Origin of the sequence: Embleya australiensis, assembly GCF_051903075.1 — a bacterium.
In the GTDB taxonomy this organism is placed as follows: domain Bacteria; phylum Actinomycetota; class Actinomycetes; order Streptomycetales; family Streptomycetaceae; genus Embleya.
Genome location: NZ_CP182424.1, coordinates 126,196 through 148,361, shown reverse-complemented (window position 1 = coordinate 148,361; position 22,166 = coordinate 126,196). Strand labels below are relative to the sequence as shown.

Genomic DNA, 22,166 nt, shown 5'->3' with positions numbered 1-22,166 from the left:
CGGACTTGGATGAGCCTGTCCGAAAGTCGCATAAGTTCGAGCTCCTGCTGCCGCTCCCCGGAGTCCGCTAGCATCACGCCGCGAATGACAGCTTCGCGATGGAAGCCATCGACCACATGGGCTTAACGTCAAACTGACGAAAAGCGGATACCGTGGTATCCGCTTTTCGTCAGTTTGACGATAGTCGGCAACGTCGCCTTTTCCTCAAAGTGCCTCTGGGTCGAAATCGACGCCCAGTTCCCGCCGCAGCCCATCGACGGCGGCCCAGATCTCTTTGAGCTCCAGCATCGCCTGCTCCTCGTTAGTTGTCCGGAGTTCGCGGATCGAGGTGCAGACCTCGACGATCCGCGGGGCGAACACTCGCGTTTGTACCTCCCCCTCCCCTGCGGCAGGACGCGCTGGTTCCGTACCTGCATTGACGGGGGCTTCCAATTCACGCTTCGCAGCAGCGGTGGTGATGGGGGTCGGGGGTCCGTATCCGAGAAAACTCACAGCTTGCTCAAGAGTCCTCTGTGTGAATTTTCCTCGGCGGCTTGCTTCATCCCATACCTTGCGGACGCCTTCGTCGCCGTGGACCGCATGCACTGGCACCAAGACCCGGAGTTGCCGCTCCTTCAGGTCCACCGTGGTGACGTCTTCCAGTGCCCTGATGACTGGAAGCGCCCGCACGACCTTGTTTGCATAGTCCTTCCGAATCCCGAAGTTCTCTAGGAGGAGGTCACCGAGCGTCTCATAGCCGCCCGCCTCCCAGATGCGCTCCTCTTTCATACCCAGGATGTACTGGCCGAGGGTGAGGAGTCGCTGCTGTTGAACCCGTTGCTCGTTCGACTTGGCCGCGTACTCGACCTGCCCAATCCCTTGCAGGTACTGCTCGAGGCGCTCGCTGGGAACTTCGCTCGTTGGAGGAGTGAAGCGCGGAATAGCCACGTAGCCGTGTTCGTCCGCGTGAGTGGGTAGACGCGTAACGCCGAAGCTGTCGTGGTCCTCAGCGACTTCGATGTCGCTGGCCGTTCGAGTGGCCGGCACCTGGGTCCCCTGCGCGCGGGTCGGTGTTGCCTGCTCTGGTGCTGCGAGCCTGCGCGCTTGTTCCGCCTCCCACTCGCGCATTTCCTGCTCTGCATCAGCTTCCGAGTTGAGGGGGGCGGCCTCCGACTCGACTTGTGTACCGAGGTTGTAGCGATCGAGAAGGGCGTTCCGCGAGGGGCCACCACTTGATGGCTCTGTCGGTACGTAGGGAGGGACGGCGTCCTTCTTGCTCACCATCAGGCAGCCAACTCCTTCGCCAGGCTGCGGAGGCCGTTGGTCAATTCGCAATCGGGGGCGTACACGAACAAGGGCTCATGTCTGTCCGTGGCCTCGCGTTGCTCCTTGAGGTCATTGAAGACCGCGAGAACGCCAGGGGCCGCGCGCAGCTCCCACTCGTCCTTCTTCTTCTGGGGTGAGGCTCCGCGGCGCGTGTCGAAGTGGTTGATGACGAATCCGAGTTCATCGATCTCGACACGGGTTCCCTTCATCAGGTCGTGGCGTTGACCATTGAACAGGTCGTAGGCCTCGAAGCTCGGAGTGTCCGCCCACACGGGCATGATCACGCCTGAGCGCTCAGCGAGTTCGCCTTCGCGGCGGTGCACATAGTGCATGGCGATGTCCATGGACAGACCAAGGCTCGGGGGACCGTCGATGACGACGACGTCGTAGTCCCGCTCGATCGGCTCGAGGGCTCGGGCCAGTGACTCCTCCCGTCCGTGGCGCATCGAACTCATTACAGCGTCGAAGAGGAAGGCATCGGTACAAGCTGGCAGGAGATGCAACCGACCGTCGAACCGTTCACCAGCAACGTCGATGAGAATCCGTCGGATGTGCTTGCGCCCCTTGCCAAGCATGTGCTGGAGCAACGAGTTGTCATGGTCGGCTGACAGCGGCTGATAGCCGAGGCGCCGCGTCATGTGCCCTTGGGGGTCGTAGTCGATCAGCAGAACCCTCAAGCCCATCTCGGCGAAGGCCTGGGCAAGACCAGCCGCAACGAAGGATTTGCCGACGCCGCCCTTCTGCAGGGCCACCAGAATTCGCTTGATCGGTTGAGACAGCAGACGCTGAGCGGGGGAGGGATGGCTTTCCAACCAGCCAGTAACCGCTTGCGCCATCGCCTGCACCTTGGTCAGTCCCCGCTGCTCGCACTCCCTGTCGAAGCGGGCTGGGCCGCCAGCGGGCAGGAAGACGCCCCAGGACTTGGCGCCCTTGATCGGGACGGATGTCGCATTGGGGTTCGCGTACCAGAAGTCCAGCGCATGGGCTGTCGCCGTCTGGATGTCGATCCCACGCTCCGCAGCTCGGATGCGAAGGGCACGACGCATGTCGGGTGTAAGGCTGACCAAGAGTTTTTCGCGCGAAACGCTCGTGTCTCCGTTGCTCATGCAGCGCAAATTACCAGACGATCGGCACCAGACAGGCCGCGCCGCGCGCAAATAACCAGAGAGCTTATTAGGCCAAATGGGTGCTTTTGGCACATTTGAGCACCTGGAAGGGCTCCCGGGAACGCGTTCACAGCGACCGAGCCCGACGTAGCGTCCGCTGACTGGATCGTCCCAGGAGTTCGCTCGAAAAAACGGCTGGGGAATCAGCAAAATCAGGCGAGAAAACGCTGTCGAGTTCGACTCGCGATGCCGCCGTTCGCTTATCCACTACTCACTGCGGGCTTGGAATTCTGAACTCACAAAGAACATTTCGGCTCTCATTTTCGCCATCGCCCAAAATGCTCGACCCTCCGCCACGCCGCGCGTCAAATCGGGCAGCTGTGCAGGTCAGCGAGGTGCTAGGGTGACGTCGCATTAGGTTGGGTGTGTTCATTGAAGGCTCCCAAACACTGAACCAGCGCATTCTTGACGAACGATCGACCATGGAACTACTGATTCCTTGGTCTTAATCGTCCGGCCATGCGGAACTAATCGAGATCTGAAGGAGGTACGTGTCCGCAATGGAGGAATGTCGTCACCAGACTCGACACGTGCCCCGGCCCATCGTGCTCGCCCATAGCTTCTCGGGTGGGCTCGCAGACCTGGGGCGGGCCAAAGCCCCAGCCACCGGTAAAGAGCCCGGGCTGGCAAGTAGAGCCCTTCAGAACGTTGACTCGATGCGGACCTCGGTATTGATCGGGCACTGCGAGATCCGCTGCACAGCGACAAATCGCCTGTGGTACTCGACCGTATGGTCGGCAGAGTCCGGTCGCGCTTTCGGGCTTCGCCGAGGCTCAACGACGGACCGTCGGCGGAAGGTGCAAGGCCGGGAGTGGGTCCCGACCGCACCTTCCGCCAGAGTCTGGCTTCCCGCCCCACGAGAAGGAGGCGGCGCCTAGAGCACAGTGCCGAATCGGAACACCGCTCTGCTCCCTTGACAGTGCCGAGCGGTTGGTTCGCGTTTGCCAAATCTCAGCTCTCGCTCTTGGAGCAGATCATACCTGTCACGCCTGCGGCGAGCCTTGTGCTGCCCGAAGACCATGAACCTCCATCTCCCGAGGGTCTAGGCCCTGAAGTAACCGCGTTGCTGCGCCACCAGCATGCAAGCCGCGAGTTCCGCGGAGTCGATCCGTTGATGCCCGAGTCTGTACGTCACTGTCTCGTGTGGGTTCCCGTCCGGGTGCTCGCTGCCCCCGGACGGTTCAACGACCTCGCGGTGGTCCTCCGGACCAAGATCGACCATCTAGGTGGCCGAAACCGAGGTTGTGTCGCGCAACTCGTCACGATCGCGCGATACCTGGGGCTGGGCACCAAGTTGGTCCTCCTTCCTGACGGACGCCGCGTGGAAAAGCCCACATCGGCGATGTATGCCGCCCAGCGCCAGTTGGTGGTTGCTGACGAGTTGGCGATCCGCCGTCGAACTTTGCATGGTGGGACTGGCACTTCTGCAGTTCGCCTGGTCCAACCGATGGCTGCGGGAGAGCTGGGCGTCCCGATCGAGGTGGGACTGCTGGGAGCGATGCCCCCGCGGCATGTGCGCGCCTACCTCTACATCACCCATGCTCAACGGCGGCGATTGCCTCTGACATACGGGGAGTTGGCAAGCGGGTTGTGGCATCAGTCGGGTCGTCGGATGGGAACGCCGATCAGCGAGCGAGCCGCGCGCGCGATCGTGTCCGATCTGGAGCGTTGGGGACTGGTGCGAGTGGACCACCGGGTGGGCAAGCAGGGCCGGTGCGTGTTCGTCCCCTTGGGGCTCCCCACGGCTGTGGACAACTCGGACGACGGCAAGGTAATCGAGGTGTCGAGTCCGGAGGGTGAGGGGACCTCGGGTGCGATGGGTGATAGGACCCCCCTCGCGACAATGGAAGACACCACTACTCACCTACAGCCCGCAGCTCCTCCGGGGGGTGCCGCCCGTAGGGCGTGTGACGTAAGTAGAAGCGGCTCACCTGTGGATAACCGCGTGTGCACCCACCGGAGTTCTGCCTTGAGTGCGCCTTCGGCGGAACCCCCGCAAACTCGACCCACGACCATTGCAGACCGCGGCATCACCATCTCCGCCACAGCGACACGAGCATTCGCGCAAGTCGGACCCCTGGCGGCCCGGATGAGTATCGGGCAGCGCCTTGTTGCTGCTGGACTCGTAGATCGTGCGGTAGCGGAAGTCGGTGATGCCAACCGGGTGTTCGCCCGCTTGGCGAACCGATGGCGGACTCAGGAGGGGACAGTGCACAGCCCCTTGGGTTGGTTTCGGGGACGTGGGCTGCCGCGACGTGGCTGCGAAGATCCGAACTGCGAAGACGGCCGTCTGTGGCTGCCCACGTTCGGCCTCGACGACCGGTACGACTGCCGCAACTGTGCCCGGCGGGATGAGGATCAGCGAGCCGACGCGGACGTTCGGTTTGGCATTGCCCGACGAACTGTGAACCGAGCCCGTACGACCGATCAGCCCAACGCGCTGGCTCGTCCGCCAGTGGCCCGAGCACCGTTCGATACGTGTGACGACTGCGACCGGGCGGTCCGGGGCCTGCGTTCGGACGGAGTGTGCGCGGAGTGTCGCGAGGAGCGGGCCCTTCTGGAAGCCGCAGAAGCTCCTGGGGCGCTCCGGGAGGACTGGCTCGGGCCTGGGGGATGCTCCGGGCCGTACCGGGGTGGGACCAGACGCGTCCCGAGTCCACCGCATACGGACGCGACATGTTGTGACACAGATGTGCACGCGGCGTAGCGAAGAGTTGAGGCTGTGTTCCGAACCGGCCTACGGCGGACGTGGGTTGCTGGTCGAAGGTCACCAGTTCGCTGTCGGGAGGGGACGCTGGAGGAGTTCGGCTTGTTCGGCGACGGCGATGATTCGATCGGTGGTTTCTTGCCCCACCGTCTCCGCGAGTCGCTGGAGGGTGGAGGCGATCACCATCCAGGAACGGTGGGGGAGCACGGTCAGCCGTGCGACCGCATCGGCGAGCGCCCCCGCCTCCAAGGCCATCATGGCCTGGACGTCGACGGGGTCCGGAGCAAGTGGTCCCTTGGCTTCGCGGACGAGGTCAACGCTGAGGGTGGTGTCGTCGAGCAGGGTGACTGCGGTGGTGTTGTCGATCAGGGTCGGTTCGTAGGTGCGTCCCAGATCGAGGGCTTGATGCACGGTGATGTTCTCGCTGGCGTATCCCGCCGCGAGGAGGCGGCGCAGCGCCGCGTAGGCGGTGTGGGATTTTCCGGACCAGTGCGGCCCCAGGAGCAGGAGGCGGGCGCTTTGGCCGGACAGGACAGTGGAGCACCACCGGTCGATGGCTGGGTGGTCGGTTTCGGCGGTCCGGTACATGGCGGGAACGATCCGGGAGTCGGGCATCGGGTCAGCGTAGGCGGCGCGGGCGGGGGAGTGGAGGTGGCCATCCTGGGTGTGGCGCCACATCAGGGGGGTTCTGTGCGTCGGCTTGCGGGGGCCGGGGTTGATTGGCGGCCCGACTGCCCTAGGTGGGCTGGTGCGATTCCGGAGCCGAAGGGGCGTCGTATTCGTTTCACTTCGCGGGGTCGGGGTTGTGGGGCAATCCTTCTGGGGGCGGTGGTTGTTCGCGACGTTCCCGCCTCCCGGGACCAAGCCGACGCGATCGGCACCTGGTGGCGCCACGCCAGCGCCGCAACCCGGCGACCCCTGGGCATCCGCTCCGCCACCGCCTTCCGCGCCACGCCCGGCGGCGGCGCAAGAAGACCTCAAGCCCGATGCTGGCGGTGCGCGATAGCGTTCCGTACCAGAGCCGCGTCGGACACCCCCCCACCCGTCCGCGTGGCCCACCGAGCGGCCCGAATCCCCCCGGATCGGGCCGTTCGCACGCGCCGCCTACGTCCCGATCGGGACATCTGGGCGGTTGCTCGAGGCCATCCCGGGCCCTGCGGGTTGCGGGCCCGAGCGGCGCGTCCCGGTGTGAAACGCGCGTCGACGGTTACGGTCTTCGATAGGCTGTTGGTCTGTTGGGGGTCGCGTACCACCCGCTACGCCGGGACTATCGACCCACCCGCCCGCCCAGCGGTCATGGGCTTGGTCTGGTGGAGGTCCCAGTGTCCGAAGTCCCTCTGCTCTTGGTCGACGGCCATCATCTGCTATTTCGATCATTCTTCGGATTTCCGGCCCGGATTACCAGTCGCGACAAGCGGCGGGACCTCACCGGCGTCTTCGGGTTCTTCGCCTTGCTGCGGGTTGCCGTCCGTGACGAGTTCGTGCAGTCGCCGGAGATCGTGGTGGTTTTCGACGGGGAACGCGGTGTGGCTGGCCGCCGCGAGATCGACCAGGGCTACAAGGCCCAGCGCCCGACCGACGCATCCGCGCTCGCTCCGATCGCATCCCTCCCGGACATCCAGCGGGGCTTGGATGAACTGAATGTGCGGTGGATCGAGATCGACGACGCCGAGGGTGACGACGTGATCGCGACCGCAGTCACGCGCACCACCGACGGCCGTTCGGTGCGGATCATGTCTGGCGACCGCGACTTCTACCAGCTCGCCGCGGCGTCGGTGAGAATCCTCAATACCGCCATAAAGTCTGGATCGAGGTTGATCGGCCCCCCCGAAATCACCGCACGGTACGGCGTCTCGCCGCATCGCTGGGCCGATCTGGTCGCCCTCCTCGGCGATAAGTCGGACAACCTGCCGGGCATTCGCGGGATCGGACCGGTGACCGCCCGCCGGCTCCTGGCCGGTGGCCTCAGCTTGGAAGACCTCACAGAGTCCGGCCGCCTCACCGGCCGCGTCGGCGAGCTCGTCTCGGCCGGCCTCGACCGGGCGTTGATCGTCCGCGGCCTGGTACGCATGCGAACCGACGTCGCGCTGCCGTTCCTGCCCATCGGGCGCTCCTCAGTACCGCTGCCGCGACCGGCGGACATCCTGGAGACTCTCGAGCTCTGGTGAGCGGGTCCGTGCACGGCGGCGCTCCGGGCCTGATCGGCACGATCATCCGACCGAAACCGGGTGGCGGAACTCGGAGCGTCCCGACATGGGCCGGCCGACGCACCGTGCGGGGCACCGTCGGCTCAGGTGGGTCGTGCCGTCGCGTTCATCGTCGCTTCGAGGCTGCGGCGGACAGGTGCGGGCGCATCGTGGTCGACGGAGTTCGTGATCACTGCCTCCGTAATCGCCAGGGCGGTGTCGATTTCAGTGTGCAGGACGGTGGGGAGGGTGCCGGTGCCGAGTCCGTGGGAGTGGGCCAGTGCGGTGAGTTGCCGTGTCTGGGCTGTGGTCAGGAGCGCGCCGCAGGTGGGGTGTGCGAGGAGGTCGCGGACGGCGTATCCGTCGGGGTTCGTGGTGGTGCGGTGGATCAGTTCGAGGCTGAGGGCACGGGCCTGGGGATGGCCGTGCGCGGTGAGTGCGTCGATGACGCTCAGACCGAGGCGGCAGTGGAAGACGGTCAGGCCTGCCGCGTGCGGGTCGAGGGCCTGATACAGGGTGACGACCTGTTCCCACGGGTCTCCGGGCACGGTGGTGGCGCAGAGTTCGAGGGCTCCGGGTGTGTCGCCGGTGGTGGCGTGGGCGAGGACGGCGACCTGGCGGCCGTCGAGCATGCGCCGGCCCACGCCTTTGTGCAGTCGCAGGCGGGTGTGGGCTTGTTCCCAGCGTCCGGCGGCGGCGAGGGCGCGGGCGGTGGTGGCGAGGAGAACGACCCACAGCCAGCGTCGTATCTCGCGGTGTTCGTCGCGGGTGGTGGCCATGTGCGTCGCGGGGATGTGGATGCCGTCGACGGTGGTGTCGCTGCGGGTGACCACCGCGGTGTGGAGGGTGTCGACGAACGCGCAGGCGCCGAGGCCGTCGCCAGCGCGGATTCGCAGTCGGGCGAGGTTGATCAGCGGTTCGAGTGCCTGGCGGACGGCCTGCGCGCTCAGGGGTCGGGCGCGCAGGTACAGGTGTGCGTGGCGGTGGCACCACTGCCGGGCGAGGTCGGGCAGGCCGCAGTCGGAGGCGAGGAGGGCGGCGAGGTTGTGGACGGCGGATGCCTCCTCGCGGTCGCCGGTGCGGGCCGCTTCCCGGGCGGTCTCGGTCAGTTCCGCGACACGCTGGGGCAGGGGCCGGCAGGCGGGGCGTGGTCTGGGGACGAGGGGGAAGCGGCGCGCGGTGGGCCCGGTGGCGTCCATGGTCATTGCCAGGTGACGGTGACGGGGTGGTCGGGGCGGGCGAGGACGAAGCGTCCGTGGGCGGGGTTCGCGGGTGCGGGGTGGTCCTCGAGGGCGAAGCGGACGGTGCGGGTGCGGAATCCGTCGTGGTCCCAGGTGCGGATGTGTGCGGCGAAGGTGGCGGCGAGGTCGTCGGCGTCGGGGCCGTGGGCGATGACGCCGACTTCGTAGCGGGGGGCGTCCTCGACGGGGTCGGCGGTGCGGATGGTGAGGTAGGCGAGAGTGCCGTCGCGGGTGGTGGCCATGGCGGCGACGGGGAACATGGGGAAGACCAGGCCGCGTTTGCGGGCTGTGGCCTTGACGTTCATGCGCATGATCGGGTTGGGCAGGGCGCAGGCCAGCCACAGGTCCAGCCATTCGAACGATTCCCCGGAGCCGAAGGTCACGCCGGTCCAATTGCTGTGGCGGGGGCTCTCGAGGATGCCGATCAGGGTGGTGGGGTCGGTGTGGGGTTGGTTGTCCCGGTGGGTTTGGAGGGTGACCTCGCCGGTGCCGGTGAGGTCGACGACGGTGCGGGAGTCGTCGCCGATGCCGCCGCGCAGCGGCATGAAGGTCGCCATTTCGCTGCCGTGGTCGACCCAGGCGCCGGAGGCGCGTTCGAAGACGATGGTGCGGGAGGCGGCGCCAGCCAGGCGCAGGGGGACGAGCAGGCGCCCGTCGGGGGCGAGTTGGTCCAGCCAGGCCGTGGGGACTTCGTAGGCGCCGACGGTTGCCTCCACGCGGTCGTACGGTGCGGATTTGGGGTGTCCGAGGGCGCCGTCGCCCAGGATGACGTCGACGCCGGTGACCCCGGCGGCGTCGAGGTGGGTCCGGGCGCCGTCGACGAGGTCCTCGTCCACGTCGATTGTGGTGACGTGTCCGTCGGGGCCGGCGATCGCGGCCAGGAGCGCCGCGTTGTAGCCGGTTCCGGCCCCCACTTCGAGGACGTGGTGGCCGGGTTCGACGGCGAGTTGTTCGAGCATGGTGGCGACGATCGTCGGTTGCGAGGCCGCGCTCAGCGAGACGCCGTCCTTCTCTTTGGTGTAGACGGCTTCGTCGGTGTACGCGTCCTCCAGGGGGACGCCGGGCACGAACAGGTGTCGGGGCACGGTGCGCAGGGCGTCGTGGACGGCGGTGGTGTGGGCGGTGCCCTGGTCGCGCAGGCGGTCGGCGAGGCGGTGGCGCAGGGTGGTCGCGGAGGCGGAGACAACCGGTGTGTCACCGAGCGTGTTCATCATTTCACGGACCCTAGCGGGGTCGGGGCTCTCCCCTGGGGCGCGGTCGGTGCGCGGGAACGCGGTGGATGGTTCCGCATCGGCGGCCGGATCCGGGGTCCAACGCCATCAGGATCACGTGGCCGCCGGCGTGCAGTGTCCGGCCCGGGCGCTGTCGCGGACCGAGGGCCACGTGCGTAGGGGCGGTGCTGCAACTCCCCTGCAGATCGTAGGCTTTGGGGATGGCGACATCTACGGAGCCCAAGTACGGCGGCTTGATCTTCGACTTCTTCGGCGTCCTGACCTTCAATATGGTCGAGGTGATCTCGTACTTCGAGGACCGGGAGAAACTCGCGCGGGGAACTTTCCTTCGTGCCTGGGCCGATCCGCGAGGGCAGGAACTGTTCCGCCAGCTCGAACTCGGTGCGATTACCCAGACCGACTGGAACGGCGGGTTCGCCACCCTGATGGGCGTCGCACCCGAGAACCTGATGGAGCGCTATCTCCACGATGCCTTCCCGGCCCACCAGGTGCTCAACGTGGCGCGGCAGGCTCGGGCCGCCGGGATCAAAACCGCGGTGTTGTCGAACAGTCTCGGGCGGGAACCGTACGATCCCTACGCGGGGTTCGACCTGCACAACACATTCGACGAAGTTGTTTTCTCTGCCGAGCACGGAGTGCGCAAGCCCGATCCCGCGATCTTTCGCCTGGTGCTCGGCAGGCTCGGTGTGTCAGCCGAACGGTGCCTGTTCGTCGATGACAGCGAGGAGAATCTCGCTGCCGCCTACAGGCTCGGCATCACACCGCTCCTGGCGCTGGACGAGAAGGTCGTGGCCGCCCGTCTGCGTGGAGTGCTCGGTCTACCCGACCTGTAGGAACTCGCGTACGCCTGCGTGTGAGGTATGCGTCGCCAACTTCTCGCGAAGCCCCTTCAACTCGGAGGCCGAGCGTGCGGAATCCACCGAGCCGAGGCATCGGGCCGCGTGGCGTGCGTTGGCGACCGCAGCATCCAGGTCGTGCATGGCGAGATGCGCTTCGCCGGCGCGGGCGAGGTAGATCGCGTGGGTTCGCGGGTATTCGTCGTCGCCGGGGTACGACGCTCTCATGGCGGCCTCAAAGCGGCGTACCGCCTCGGCCGGGTCGCCGAGTTGCAAGGCGGCCGAGCCGGCGATCATTTCGATCTCGCCGTAGTCCACCCAGTAGAGGGTCTTGGGGTCGTCGTCGTGTCTTCCCTTGTCCAGCGCCGCGCGAGAGACGTCGAGTTGGTGAGCGCACTCCTTCATCGCTCCGGTCTTCGACAGCGCGCGAGCGGTGCGGGCAGCCAGCATGGCGTGCATGCGCGGAGTCGCCTTCCGCCGCACCTGTTCTTGCGCCGTCTCCAGGAGCGATATCGCCCTGCCCGCCTGCCCGGGAGTGGAGTAGCACTGGATCGCGGCGAACGACAGGGCGTACGCGCCGCTGATCGGATCCCGGGCCTCGGCGGAGGCTCGGAGGGAGCCGTCGAAGAAGCGCTGGGCGATGCCGGGCCTGCCCTGGTCGAACGCGCTCCACGCCACCTGCCGAGCCGCTTCGGACGCCGTCGAATGCAAGTGGGCCACGGTCGGACCGTCGTAGCGACCCGACTTGATCAGCCTAACGATCAGGGACAGCTCGCCGCAGGCCAGTCGATACACCTCGCCGCTGCCGAGTTCGTCATCGAGATGCCTGAGGTGATCAAGTCGGCCGTCCACATGGGCCAACAGAGCCGGGCCGTCGGAGAGGGGAGCAGGCGTCCCGGGTGTCCGGATCGATTCCAGGGCTTTGGACCAGTTGCTCGCCGAGACGGAGAGCGCCGCCCCCGCCGAGAGGAAACCTCTACGATCCACGCTGCTTCCATTCAACAGTTCGGCGAGAACCGTCAGGCTCCCGGGCTGGTCCCACGGCACGTCCTTGCCGATCGTCGAACCGGTTTCGTGCAGCGCCGCCGCAAAGGTGCCGCCGGTGTGCAGCACCCTGTCGTAGGCGGCGGCGACGGCGACGGTCACGGACCGGTTCCCGTTCTCCACGTTGCGCAGGTACGCCTCGCCGAACCCCGCCTCACGCGCGAGCCTCGCCCAAACCATGCCCGATGCCTTGCGCGCCTCCCGCATATCGTCGCGGAGCTGATCGGACATCGGGAACAGCCTCCCCTGCTTGGGATCGGTGCTGGATCGGACCACGCCATTGTCCCGAGTCCGATGGCGGTGTGTGCTCGACTCGGGACATAAAGCGAGGGGTTTCGCCCATCCGCCGACCGCGCGTTCGCGGCCGGGTCCCGAGTCCGTCGCCGGACGCCGTGGAGGTCCACGCCCGGCGATGCCAGGCCCCGCGGCGGCTCCAAGTCGCGGGCCACGCGTCCACGTCAGGGTTCCTCCGGCAAGGATCAGGAGCAGACAGATGAGCACGCAGACCATCGCGCCGAGCGTCGAGCCGCACCAGGACGACGTCGACGACGCGGACGACCCGTTCCGGCTCGACATCACCATCATCGAGAACACGCCGGCGACCGAGACCGTGCTGATGTGCAGCACCGGTGACAATTGCGGGAGTTCCTGCCCGAGCGCCTGCACCACCTCGTAGCCCAGGTCGACCCGGTGGTGTGGGTCGGACGGGCGGCTCCGTCCGGCCCGCGCCCCGCTTCTCCGCGAACGGAGTGTGGGTGATGACGCGCTTACGACACAGCCTGTACCGGGGTGCCGGCGAAGGGATGCTGCGCGCTGCGGTAAACCTCACAGGGCCGGACATGCCGCCCTGGCCGGGGCCCGGAGCTCCGCTCGAACACTGGCGTTCGTGGCTGGGCACGGTGTGGGCCGACGACACTTTCCGGCAGGCGGTGTCCGGCGCCAGCCCGGATCTGGACCGCCGGGTCCGGGCGATCCTCGACGGACAGTCGACGAAGGTACGCCGGGCACGCCGGGCGGCCCTGGCCACCGCCCGGTACGCGATCAGGTACACGCACCGCTCCACCCCGTTCGGCCTGTTCGCGGGTGTCGCGCCGGTCGAGTTCGGCAACATGGCCGAGGTATGTGTCGGGGATCGACACCAGGCTGTTGCCCGGCCGGACCCGGTGGCGCTGGACGCGGCAATCAACGCCCGGGAGGCGGACGCCGTGAAGATGGCCGACGTCGACGTCTGCGTCAACAACCTGGCCCGTCGGCGGAGCGACCGCGTCTACGTCCCATCCGAGGGCGCCTCGGAGTTCTCGCTCGCGCTGACGCCCGCGGTCGCGCTGGTGCTCGACGCGGCCCGGTCACCGATCCGGTACTCGGCTCTGGCGGACAAGCTCGCCGCCGAGTTCCCGGACACGGACGAACGCCATCGGGCCCGGCTGCTCGCGCAGCTCCTGCGGGTTCGGCTGCTGCGGTCGTCGCTGCGCGCGCCCGCCACCGTCGTCGATCCAACTGACCCCCTGCCGCCCGACCTGCGCGAGGACACCCGCTGCAGTGCGGCGGCGCCGGATCTGCGGCTGGACGCCACGGTGCGGCTGCCGAAGGCGGTGGTGACGGAGGCAGAGACTGCCGCGACGGTCCTGACCCGGCTCGCCAGGTTTCCGACGGGGAGCTTGGCATGGCGCCGCTACGCCGAGCAGTTCGCCGACCGTTACGGTGAGGGCGTCGAGGTGGCGCTGGAGCTGGTGACGGATGCCGCGAGGGGATTGGGCTTTCCCAAGGGATTCGGCCGGGTGGCCGAGCCACCCCGCCCGATGACCCACCGGGACCGCCTGCTTCTGGAACTGGCCGGCACCGCGGCCGTCGAGGGCAGCAGATCGGTGGTCCTGTCCGGCGCGATGATCGAGCAGTTGGAGGCCGCAGCGGGCAAACCCACGATCACCCCGCCCCACCTCGAACTGTGTGCGCAGGTCCAGGCCGGCTCGACGAGGGCTCTGGACCGCGGGAACTTCCGTCTTCGGGTGGCCACCGTCTCCCGCGCGGCCGGGTCGATGACGGGCCGGTTCTGGCACCTGTTCCCGCACACCGGCTCGACGTATGCTGGCCTGCCCACGGTCGAACCCGACGCCGAGCTGGCCCAGTTGTCCTTCCACGCCAGCCGCGTCCCGGCCGACCTGCTCACACGCTCCCCGCAGGTGCTGCCCCGACTGGTCAGCGTCGGAGAGTTTCGCCACCAAGGGGAAAAGGCGTTGTTCCCGTCCGATCTGGCCGTCGGTGTCCGCGACGGCCGCCTCTATCTGGCCGAGGCCGCCACCGGGACGCACCTGGAGTTGCTCGCGCCGACCGCGATCAACTTCCTGTGGAACAACTACACCCCACCCCTGGCCCGGTTCCTCGCCGAGATCAGCCGCGCCGGAGCCCCGCAGGTCACCTGGTTCGACTGGGGTGCGGCCTGGACCCTCCCCTTCACCCCCGCACTGCACTACCGGCGTTCGATCCTGGTGGCCGCCCGATGGAAGTTGCCGGCCCGGACACTGCCCGGCCCCACCGCGACACCGGACGAATGGGCCGGAAAACTGCACGCCTGGATGGGCCGGTTCGGCGTGCCCCACCGCGTGCTCCTGGCCCAGGACGACCAGCAACTGCCGCTCGACCTGCACCAGGACATGCACCTGGACCTGCTGCGTACCCATCTGGCCGCCGCCCCGACCGGCGTGGCGGTCCTGCACGACGCGCCGCCGCCGGATGCCGACGGCTGGATCGCCGGGCGTGCCCACAGCATCGTCGTCCCGTTGCGAGCCCGCCCATGAAGGCGACGGCGACCTTGCCCAGGACGCAGGACCTGTCCGAGGGCGCGGTCGGGGTGGCGCTGCTGCACATCGAGCGCGGTGACCTCGCGTCCGCGCGAAACAGCCTGACGCGGGCGGTCGCAGGCGGCGTCAGCGCCGGAGGCAACGCGTCATTGTTCCACGGCGCCCCGGCGCTGGAGTTCGTGCTCGGCCGTGCCCGGCGCGCCGACCGTGACGTACGAGGCGCCGTCGACCGCATCGTGGCCACCCGACTGGCCGCAGCACGCCGGCGGCAGGCTTCCGGAGCGCCGCCGCATCTCGCGGAGTTCGACCTCATCCGGGGCTTGACCGGGCTCGGCGCGCTCCTGCTCACCCGCGACAGTGCCCCGCCGCTGCTGGAGGAGGTGCTGGCCTACCTGGTCTCCCTGTCACGGCCGATCCGCATCGACGGCCCGGAGCTGCCGGGATGGTGGTCGAATACCGGGCCCGCCGACGAGGAGATGGAGGGCGGACACAGTAACAATGGTGTCGCGCACGGCATTTCCGGCCCCTTGGCGGTGCTGTCCCTCGCCGTCCGGCACGGCGTCCAGGTGCCGGGACAGTGCGACGCCATCGAGGTGTTCGCGCGCTGGCTGGACAGGTACGGCTGCCGCTACTGGACCATCCGCGACCAGCTGTCCGCCCGTGAACCGCCCGAGCCCGCGCGCCCGTCCTGGTGCTACGGAGAGCTCGGCATCGCCCGCGCCCGGCAACTGGCCGCGATCGCCCTGAACGACCCGGTCCGCCGACTCGCGGCAGAGGACACCGTCCTACGGGTCCTGGCCGACCCGGCCCGTCTGGGCCGGATCACCGATGCCTCGCTGTGCCACGGCTGGGCCGGCTTGCTGACCGTCGCCCGAGCCGTCGCCCACGACAGTCCCGCTCCGGACCGGTTCACCCCGCTCATCGAAGGCCAGAAGAAGCGCCTGGCTGCCGGCCTGGACCGGCTGTCCAAGCCCGGATTCATGGAGGGCCGGGCCGGCGCGCAACTGGCGCTGGACGGCACGTACACCACGGGCTGGACCCGCGCCCTGCTGATCACCTGACCCCGCCCGTCAACCGACCCAACCCCACCGACAAGGAGCGCCCATAACCATGAACGCCGACGACGAGGACCTTCCGATCACCGCCGAGAGGGACTGGTGGCATGCCAGCGTGTCGTTCCCGGGCAGTGCCGGGGTGAGCCCGGAGGCCGCCCGGGCGCTGTCGTGCGCGCTGCACGATCAGCGGTTCCACTTCCTGCGCAAGGACGCCGGGCTGCGGCTGCGCACCGAGCGCTCCGCGGCCGACCTCCTGGACGGCCTCGTCGCCGACCGACTGGTAGGCGGCTGGGTCGGCGGGGTCTACGAGCCGGAGACCGAGGCGTTCGGCGGCCCGGAAGGCATGGACATCGCCCACGACGTCTTCTGCGCGGACAGCCGTGCCGCCCTGGCCGCCACCGGCAACCCAGGGGCCCGGGAACGCTGTGTCCTGCTGATCTCGGCCATGAACCGGGCGACCGGCCTGGACCCGTTCGAGATCGGCGACGTCTGGGTCAGGTTCGGCTCCCTGCGGCCACCCGTCGACCCGCCCACAAGCCCATCGCGCGAGCGAGCGCTCGCGGCCATGCGGCGTCTGACGAACGCCGATGCCGCCCGGCGACCGGACGCCGAGCCCGACTGGGGCGAGCGCGTCGCCGCATTCGAGGAGGCCGGACACCAGTTGAGGCGGCTGGCAGCCGACGGGCGATTGACGCGGGGCCTGCGCGCGGTACTCGCCCACCACGCCGTCTTCGCCTTCAACCGCGCCGGCGTACCTGTCGACGAGCAGGCCGCCACCGCATGGCTGGGCCGCGAAGTCGCCTTCGCCGAAAAGGAGGCGGCCGACGTGTCCGCCCTCCGGCCCACCCACCCGGCCCCTACCCTCACTCGCATGGAGACCACCCTGACCCCCGCCACCGACCCCGACGAACTGCGCGAAGCGCTCGTGACCCGCCTCGTCGACGGCGGTCACCTGCGTACCCCCGAAGTCATCGCCGCCTTCCGGGACACCGAGCGCCACCGGTTCCTCCCCGGCGTCGACCTTCAGGCCGCCTACGTCGACGACGCCGTGTCCATCAAGCACGACGACAGCGGCGAGATGATCTCCTGCATCTCCGCGCCCTCGATCGTCGCCACCCAGCTGGAGCAGCTGGGTGCCGAGCCCGGCCACAAGATCCTGGAAGCCGGGGCCGCCACCGGCTACAACGCCCGCCTGCTCGGGCAGCTCGTGGCCCCTGGCGGCCACGTGTGGACCGTGGACGTCGACCAGGACCTCGTCGACTGCGCCCGCAAGAACCTGGCGCAGGCCGGGGCTTCGAACGTGAGTGTCGTCCTGGCCGACGGCGCCGCCGGCTTGCCCGAACACGCCCCCTTCGACCGCATCCAGTTCACCGTCGGCGCGGGCGACGTTCCTGTGCGGATCCTCGACCAGCTCGCCCCCCAAGGACGCCTGGTCCTGCCGATGCGCATCCGCGGCAGCATCTCCCGCAGCTTCGCCTTCGAACGCGACGGTCGGACGTGGACGACCGTCTCGTGCGAGATGGCGACGTTCGTGCCGCTGCGCAAGGGCGTCTGCGACGACGTCTACACCCTCGTGCCCATGTCAGGTGAGGGGACTGTGCGCCTGGAGACCTTCAGCGAACAGGACGTGGACCGAGAAGCGATCCGCACCGTCCTGGACCGGCCGCAGGCCAAGGTCTACTCCGGCGTGAAGTTCCGTCAGGGCGACCCGTGGGAGTGGCTGTACCTGTACCTGGCGTCGGTGCTGCCCAACGGCCTGTCCCGCATGCCCGGATCTCGCCCCGGCTTCACCCCGCACTTCGGTTGGGGCTCCATGGCCGCGCTCGACGGCGACACCCTGGCCTACCTGACCGTGCGCGAAGGCGAGGACGAGCAGGGCAGGTTCTGGGAGATCGGCGTCATCGGCCACGGGTCGCGCGCCGCCGCGCTCGCCGACCGGGTAGCAGGCGAGATCGGTGAGTGGGACCGCGGCTGGGGCAACAACGCGCCAGCACCCGGCTTCCGCATGGCCGTCGGCGACGTCCGCGCCCAACTGACGGCCGCCGAACCGCGCTTCGTCATCGACAAGAGCCACAGCCGCCTCGTCGTCGACTGGCCACGCAGGAGCTGAGCCGATGATCCCCGCGATAGCCGACCGCATCCCCCTGGTGCGCCGGCCCAAGGCACCCGGGCTACCGCTGGCCGAACGCATCATCCACCTCACCGCGCTGCCCGTCGAGCCTGCGGGCGCGAGCCACCGTGATCTGGTGGCTCGCGCCTGCGGAGTCCTCAACTACGCCGCGCTGATCGCCTCCGACGTCGGGATGCCCGACCTGGCCGCCCGACTGTGTTGGAGGCAGCACCGGGCCTTTGCCGAAGCCGGAAGCCTCACCGGGGACATCGCCGTGATGGCGCTCATGCCCCTGGTCAACATCTCCCGACTGCTGATCCGCGAAGGCGACGGCGAAGGCGCCTATGAGGTACTCAGACGGCTGTACCGCGCCGCCCAGCGGCGCGTAACAACCGAAATCCGCGACCACGAGGTCGACCTGTCGGTGTTGATCGGCACGGACGCGGACCATCGGAAGATCTGCGAGGAACTGTGGGTGACCGTCCTCATCGACGGCGCCAGGGCCCTGGCGCGGATCGGCCGCTGGACCGAGGCCGCCGAAACCATGGCCGCGCACCGTGGCGTCGGCAACCGGCTGCTCGACGGCCGCCAGATCATGATCATGTCGTTGATGGAACGCGGCCTCGATCGGCAGGCCCACGTCATGATCGAGTCCACCGTCCCCACAGAACCGTGGGAGAACGCCATCGCGGCTCTCCTGCGCGTCCACTGTCGGCCCCGGACCCCACCAACCCGGCAGCCGGAACTGGACCTTGCCCTGCGGGGAACGCTCGCGGTAATCGCCCCGCCCGATCCGACGACTGCGGCGTTCCAGGCCCGAGCCGGGCTGACCGCACTCGACCTGAGCCGCGACCGGACGAGTCACGACGCCGCCCTCGTGCGGGACGCTGTCGTCGACGTGGCCGCCCTCGATGCCTACGCCGCTCGCGACGTCCTGAACCACCACCCGACACGCTCCCTCCTGACCGGTGACCAGACACGGAAACTCGACGCCGTGCTCACCGCATCAGGGCTCGATGCCGGGAATCTCTCCACAACCCACACGCAAGCCCTCACCGAAGCCGTCGACAAGGCCGAAGCCGCACTCCGCCGGCATCTGTGACCCTCGGTGGCCAACCATCCACACGACACCGCAGACGTTTCGGACCTCCCGACCGCTCAGGCCACACGAGACGCCGTCTCCAGGATCCGGTACGACTGCGCGCACGGCGATCCGGAACCGGTCGAACGCGGGCGCCCCCGGGCTCTGTTCCGCACCTGAATCACCGCACCACGCACGACCCAGACGGGGCGAGCCGGGAACGTCGGTCTCGAACCGGGCATCGTCTCGAAGGAGGAGCCAGAGCGTGACGGAGACCGCCCGCAAGGTGCACGGTAAGGACGGCGAGGCCGAGGAGTCGGGCCCGAAGGACACCGCCGAGGAGAGGCCGGTGTTCGATCACCCGGGTGGTGACAGCCTGGAGTTGGCCGAGTTGCTGACCGGCCGCAGCATGGCCCGCCGCCTCCCGTCGCTGATCCGCAGAACCTTCGCCCTGGCGTGGGAGGTCGACCGCAAGGCGGTCGTATGGCTGCTGGCCTGTCAGCTCGTGTCCGGGGTGTCCGCGGCGCTGGGGTTGTTCGCCACCACGGCCGCGTTCTCCGTACTCATCGAGACCGCACACGACCCCGGGCGGCTGGGCGCGGCGGTCCCGGCGGTGTCGGTGCTGGCCGCCACCGCTGGCTTGCGGGCGTTGCTGGGCATCATCATCCAGGGCCTGTCCAACCGCCTTTCGCCGCGGATCTGCCGCGAGGCTGAGTACAAGATGCTCGAGGCGGCGACCAACGCCGAGCAGGCCGCCTACGACCACCCGGGCTTCAACGACCGCTTCGACTCCGCCGAGCGGGGCGTGGACGTCAGCCGGGAGATGATCGGGCAGTCCCAGAACTACATCTCCTCCCTGGCCACGTTGATTGCTGCGGCCGTGGTCCTGGCCAGCCTGTACCCGCTGTTGCTGCCGCTGCTGCTGTTGGCGGCGGTGCCCCAGGCGGTGGCCTCGATCCGGGGCGAGCGCGTGACGTACCTGGCGGTGGTGGCCACCCACAAGGACCGCCGGGTGATGTCCATGTTGCGGTGGCACCTGATCGCCAAGGAGCAGGCCGACCAGGTGCGCACCGATACCCTGGCCCCCTACCTCCTGGACAAGTACAAGGCCAGTGCGGTGCGGGTGGAGGACACCAGCAACCGGGCGACCTGGGAGCGCGCGAAGATCGCCGTGGTGGGCGCCGTCGCCACGGGGCTGGCGTCCTCGGTGCTGTGGGGCGCGGTGTTGCTGTTGCTGGGGACCGGGCGGATCTCGGCGGCGTCCGCCGGAACGGCGATCTTCGCCCTGCGGTCGGCGGGAACCGGGTTGCAGGGCTTGGTCGGCTACGGACGCGACCTGCTGCGCACCGGCCTGTACCTCGACGACTGGGAGCGGTTCGTCACCGAGGCCGCTGGCCAACGCCTGGACCGCGGTGACATTGTCCCGGCGCGACCGCAGCACATCGCGCTGAGGAACGTCGTCTTCCGCTACCCCGAGGCCGACCGGGATACCCTGCGCGGCGTCGACTTCGAGGTCCGCCGGGGCGAGATCGTGGCCGTGGTCGGCGAGAACGGATCGGGCAAGTCGACCCTGATGAAACTGCTTTCGGGCCTCAACCTGCCCACCACAGGTGTCGTCACCTGGGACGGGGTCAGCGTCGCCGACCTGGATCCGCAGGCGATGTGGAAACAGACCTCGGTGGTCCCGCAGGACTTCGCCCGCTGGCCCATGACCGCACGGGAGAACATCACCTTGGGCCAACCACGCGCGGAGGGCGATGCGGCCGTGCTCGCGGCGGCCCACGCCGGCGGCGCCGACGACGTGATCGGAACGCTGCGTTCGGGGCTGGGCACCCTCCTGGCCCGGGAGTGGTGGGGAGGCGTGGCCCTGTCCCCGGGACAGTGGCAGCGCATCGCCGTGGCCAGAGCCGTACATCGCGACGCCGGACTGTTGGTCATGGACGAACCGACCTCCGACCTCGATGCGCGAGCCGAGCACCGGATCTTTACCGGTCTGCGGGATCTGGCCAGCGACCGGGCCGTCGTCCTGGTGACCCATAACCTCGCGAACACCTCGATCGCCGACCGCGTGGTCGTCATGGACAAGGGCCGCGTGGTGCAGTCCGACACCTTTCATGCCTTGGTCAATCAGCCCGGACTGATGCGGGATTTGTGGCGCCTACAGCAGGACCGGGACGCCTACCGTTCCGAAATGTAGGTTCCGAGCTCCGAGGGACACCGTTCGTTCGAGATGGACACCGGATGGGCAATTCCGCGAAACGGTGGGCAACGGATCACCCGGCCTGCGGCTTCTCCCGCTGACTGTCCACCGATTCGTAGTCCAGCTCGGCTGATTGCTCGTGATCGAGCGAAGGAGCCTGGCCCTGATGGTGCCGCCCACCCTCCGAACATCGCAGCTCAGGAGCGTCCGATTGTCCGTCGAGCCGTGGAACCTACATGAAATATAGGTTCTGCACTCCGCGTGTGCCGATCACACCCGAGGACGCCGGCCGTCGGCGGACAGGGCGACGTCGCCCTGTCCGCCGACGGCCGGAGCCGACCTGAGACACCGACCGCAACGTGCCACCCGGCGCGTCCGCACCCCGACCCGACCCGATTCGTGAGGAAGAGCCACCGCCATGACCGCGCCTCCGTCCCTGCCGAGCGTGCTCGCCGTCTTCGCGCACCCCGATGACGAAGCGCTGCTCGCCGGCGGCCTCCTCGCCCGGCACGCCGCCTCGGGCGCGCGCACCGCCGTCGTCACCGCCACCTGGTCGCCGGACAGCCGACGAGCCGACGAACTCGCCGACTCCGTCCGGATGCTCGGAGCCGGCGAGCCACGCATGCTCGGCTACGCCGACGCCCGGATCCCCGAATCGGCCCCCGGACGGGCGCGGTTGCTCGATGCCCCGCTCGACGAGGTCACGGCGCTGATCGTCCGGCAGGTACGCGAGTTCCGACCCGACATCGTCGTCACCCACGACGCGTACGGCCAACTCACCGGTCACCCGGACCACGTCCACACCCACCGCGCAACCCTTGTCGCCGCACACGCCGCAGGGCTCGAACACCTCTACCCCGAAGCGGGAGCCCCCTGGCAGCCAGGCGCCGTCCACCTGGCCACCCACCCCCATTCCGGCGTCGCGGAGCTGGGCCCACTGCTGACCCGAGTCCGCAAGACGGTCCTCAGCGTGCCGGACGAGCACGTCACCGCCATCGACGTGCGGCCTTGGCTGGAGCCGAAGTGGCGCGCCATCCTCGCGCACCACAGCGAAGTGGCCCGGGAACGCGCCCTGCCCGGCATCCTGTCCCGCCTCCCGGCCGACGTCCGCAACCGGATCATCTCCACCGAGTACTACACCCGGGTCGCAACCACGCCCACGCCACCCGAGCCGACGGCATGATCCTCGCTCGGCCCGAGCCGGG

General features: G+C 68.6%; 15 protein-coding genes. 9 read left to right on the top strand and 6 right to left on the bottom strand.

Going from position 1 to position 22,166, the window contains the following annotated elements:
* Window positions 1–204 precede the first annotated feature (204 nt).
* The 3 genes from ACMXN5_RS49520 to ACMXN5_RS49510 all read right to left on the bottom strand — a co-directional run bounded on the left by ACMXN5_RS49520 (window position 205) and on the right by ACMXN5_RS49510 (window position 5,793).
* Entirely contained in the window at window positions 205–1,263 is a 1,059-nt protein-coding gene (locus tag ACMXN5_RS49520; protein ID WP_439681597.1) for a hypothetical protein, read from the bottom strand.
* Complete coding sequence (locus ACMXN5_RS49515) at window positions 1,263–2,411, bottom strand: ParA family protein (protein WP_439681596.1); 1,149 nt, start codon at window positions 2,409–2,411, stop codon at window positions 1,263–1,265. Before ACMXN5_RS49515 ends, ACMXN5_RS49520 begins: the two co-directional genes overlap by 1 nt.
* 2,827 nt (window positions 2,412–5,238) lie before the next feature.
* A complete protein-coding gene (locus tag ACMXN5_RS49510; RefSeq protein WP_439681595.1) occupies window positions 5,239–5,793 on the bottom strand; it encodes a hypothetical protein in 555 nt (184 codons plus the stop codon).
* A gap of 707 nt (window positions 5,794–6,500) precedes the next feature.
* On the opposite strand from ACMXN5_RS49510, the gene ACMXN5_RS49505 reads away from it, so the two are divergent.
* Window positions 6,501–7,346: a 5'-3' exonuclease gene (locus tag ACMXN5_RS49505; protein ID WP_439681594.1), complete on the top strand. Its 846-nt coding sequence runs from the start codon at window positions 6,501–6,503 to the stop codon at window positions 7,344–7,346.
* A gap of 122 nt (window positions 7,347–7,468) precedes the next feature.
* On the opposite strand, the gene ACMXN5_RS49500 is transcribed toward ACMXN5_RS49505, so the two are convergent.
* Together ACMXN5_RS49500 and fxlM (ACMXN5_RS49495) are read right to left on the bottom strand one after the other, a co-directional pair.
* On the bottom strand, window positions 7,469–8,569 hold the full coding sequence (locus tag ACMXN5_RS49500) for a hypothetical protein (protein ID WP_439681593.1): 1,101 nt from the start codon (window positions 8,567–8,569) through the stop codon (window positions 7,469–7,471).
* Window positions 8,566–9,819 carry a methyltransferase, FxLD system gene (fxlM, locus tag ACMXN5_RS49495; protein ID WP_439681592.1) on the bottom strand — a complete coding sequence of 418 codons (1,254 nt, stop codon included), beginning with the start codon at window positions 9,817–9,819 and terminating at the stop codon, window positions 8,566–8,568. The genes ACMXN5_RS49500 and fxlM (ACMXN5_RS49495) overlap by 4 nt, the downstream gene beginning before the upstream one ends.
* A gap of 218 nt (window positions 9,820–10,037) precedes the next feature.
* Here fxlM (ACMXN5_RS49495) and ACMXN5_RS49490 point away from each other — a divergent pair, with 218 nt between their 5' ends.
* On the top strand, window positions 10,038–10,670 hold the full coding sequence (locus ACMXN5_RS49490) for an HAD-IA family hydrolase (RefSeq protein WP_439681591.1): 633 nt from the start codon (window positions 10,038–10,040) through the stop codon (window positions 10,668–10,670).
* Here the strand turns inward: ACMXN5_RS49490 and ACMXN5_RS49485 are convergent.
* Complete coding sequence (locus ACMXN5_RS49485) at window positions 10,656–11,993, bottom strand: helix-turn-helix domain-containing protein (RefSeq protein WP_439681590.1); 1,338 nt, start codon at window positions 11,991–11,993, stop codon at window positions 10,656–10,658. The two genes, ACMXN5_RS49490 and ACMXN5_RS49485, sit on opposite strands and share 15 nt — an antisense overlap.
* 217 nt (window positions 11,994–12,210) lie before the next feature.
* Here ACMXN5_RS49485 and ACMXN5_RS49480 point away from each other — a divergent pair, with 217 nt between their 5' ends.
* The 7 genes from ACMXN5_RS49480 (at window position 12,211) to ACMXN5_RS49450 (ending at window position 22,144) form a co-directional block, all read left to right on the top strand.
* Window positions 12,211–12,393: an FxLD family lanthipeptide gene (locus ACMXN5_RS49480; protein ID WP_439681589.1), complete on the top strand. Its 183-nt coding sequence runs from the start codon at window positions 12,211–12,213 to the stop codon at window positions 12,391–12,393.
* A gap of 163 nt (window positions 12,394–12,556) precedes the next feature.
* Window positions 12,557–14,512: a lantibiotic dehydratase family protein gene (locus ACMXN5_RS49475; RefSeq protein ID WP_439681588.1), complete on the top strand. Its 1,956-nt coding sequence runs from the start codon at window positions 12,557–12,559 to the stop codon at window positions 14,510–14,512.
* A gap of 14 nt (window positions 14,513–14,526) precedes the next feature.
* Entirely contained in the window at window positions 14,527–15,576 is a 1,050-nt protein-coding gene (locus tag ACMXN5_RS49470) for a lanthionine synthetase C family protein (protein WP_439681587.1), read from the top strand.
* A 49-nt stretch (window positions 15,577–15,625) separates the two neighbouring features.
* On the top strand, window positions 15,626–17,680 hold the full coding sequence (gene fxlM, locus ACMXN5_RS49465) for a methyltransferase, FxLD system (RefSeq protein ID WP_439681586.1): 2,055 nt from the start codon (window positions 15,626–15,628) through the stop codon (window positions 17,678–17,680).
* A 4-nt stretch (window positions 17,681–17,684) separates the two neighbouring features.
* Window positions 17,685–18,782 (top strand): hypothetical protein, encoded by a 1,098-nt coding sequence (locus ACMXN5_RS49460; RefSeq protein ID WP_439681585.1) that lies wholly within the window; start codon window positions 17,685–17,687, stop codon window positions 18,780–18,782.
* Window positions 18,783–19,026: 244 nt separating this feature from the next.
* Complete coding sequence (locus ACMXN5_RS49455; protein WP_439681584.1) at window positions 19,027–20,958, top strand: ATP-binding cassette domain-containing protein; 1,932 nt, start codon at window positions 19,027–19,029, stop codon at window positions 20,956–20,958.
* A 421-nt stretch (window positions 20,959–21,379) separates the two neighbouring features.
* Window positions 21,380–22,144, top strand: coding sequence for a PIG-L deacetylase family protein (locus tag ACMXN5_RS49450; RefSeq protein WP_439681583.1), 765 nt, complete (start codon window positions 21,380–21,382; stop codon window positions 22,142–22,144).
* Window positions 22,145–22,166: the final 22 nt, after the last annotated feature.

What these genes read in the sequence shown, in the direction of transcription:
- ACMXN5_RS49490 (WP_439681591.1), top strand. Translation starts at nt 10,038, where the DNA reads ATGGCGACATCTACGGAGCCCAAGTACGGCGGCTTGATCTTCGACTTC.
- ACMXN5_RS49450 (WP_439681583.1), top strand. Translation starts at nt 21,380, where the DNA reads ATGACCGCGCCTCCGTCCCTGCCGAGCGTGCTCGCCGTCTTCGCGCAC.
- ACMXN5_RS49515 (WP_439681596.1), bottom strand. Translation starts at nt 2,411, where the DNA reads ATGAGCAACGGAGACACGAGCGTTTCGCGCGAAAAACTCTTGGTCAGC.
- fxlM (WP_439681592.1), bottom strand. Translation starts at nt 9,819, where the DNA reads ATGATGAACACGCTCGGTGACACACCGGTTGTCTCCGCCTCCGCGACC.
- ACMXN5_RS49520 (WP_439681597.1), bottom strand. Translation starts at nt 1,263, where the DNA reads ATGGTGAGCAAGAAGGACGCCGTCCCTCCCTACGTACCGACAGAGCCA.
- fxlM (WP_439681586.1), top strand. Translation starts at nt 15,626, where the DNA reads ATGAACGCCGACGACGAGGACCTTCCGATCACCGCCGAGAGGGACTGG.
- ACMXN5_RS49500 (WP_439681593.1), bottom strand. Translation starts at nt 8,569, where the DNA reads ATGACCATGGACGCCACCGGGCCCACCGCGCGCCGCTTCCCCCTCGTC.
- ACMXN5_RS49460 (WP_439681585.1), top strand. Translation starts at nt 17,685, where the DNA reads ATGATCCCCGCGATAGCCGACCGCATCCCCCTGGTGCGCCGGCCCAAG.
- ACMXN5_RS49480 (WP_439681589.1), top strand. Translation starts at nt 12,211, where the DNA reads ATGAGCACGCAGACCATCGCGCCGAGCGTCGAGCCGCACCAGGACGAC.
- ACMXN5_RS49475 (WP_439681588.1), top strand. Translation starts at nt 12,557, where the DNA reads ATGCCGCCCTGGCCGGGGCCCGGAGCTCCGCTCGAACACTGGCGTTCG.
- ACMXN5_RS49510 (WP_439681595.1), bottom strand. Translation starts at nt 5,793, where the DNA reads ATGCCCGACTCCCGGATCGTTCCCGCCATGTACCGGACCGCCGAAACC.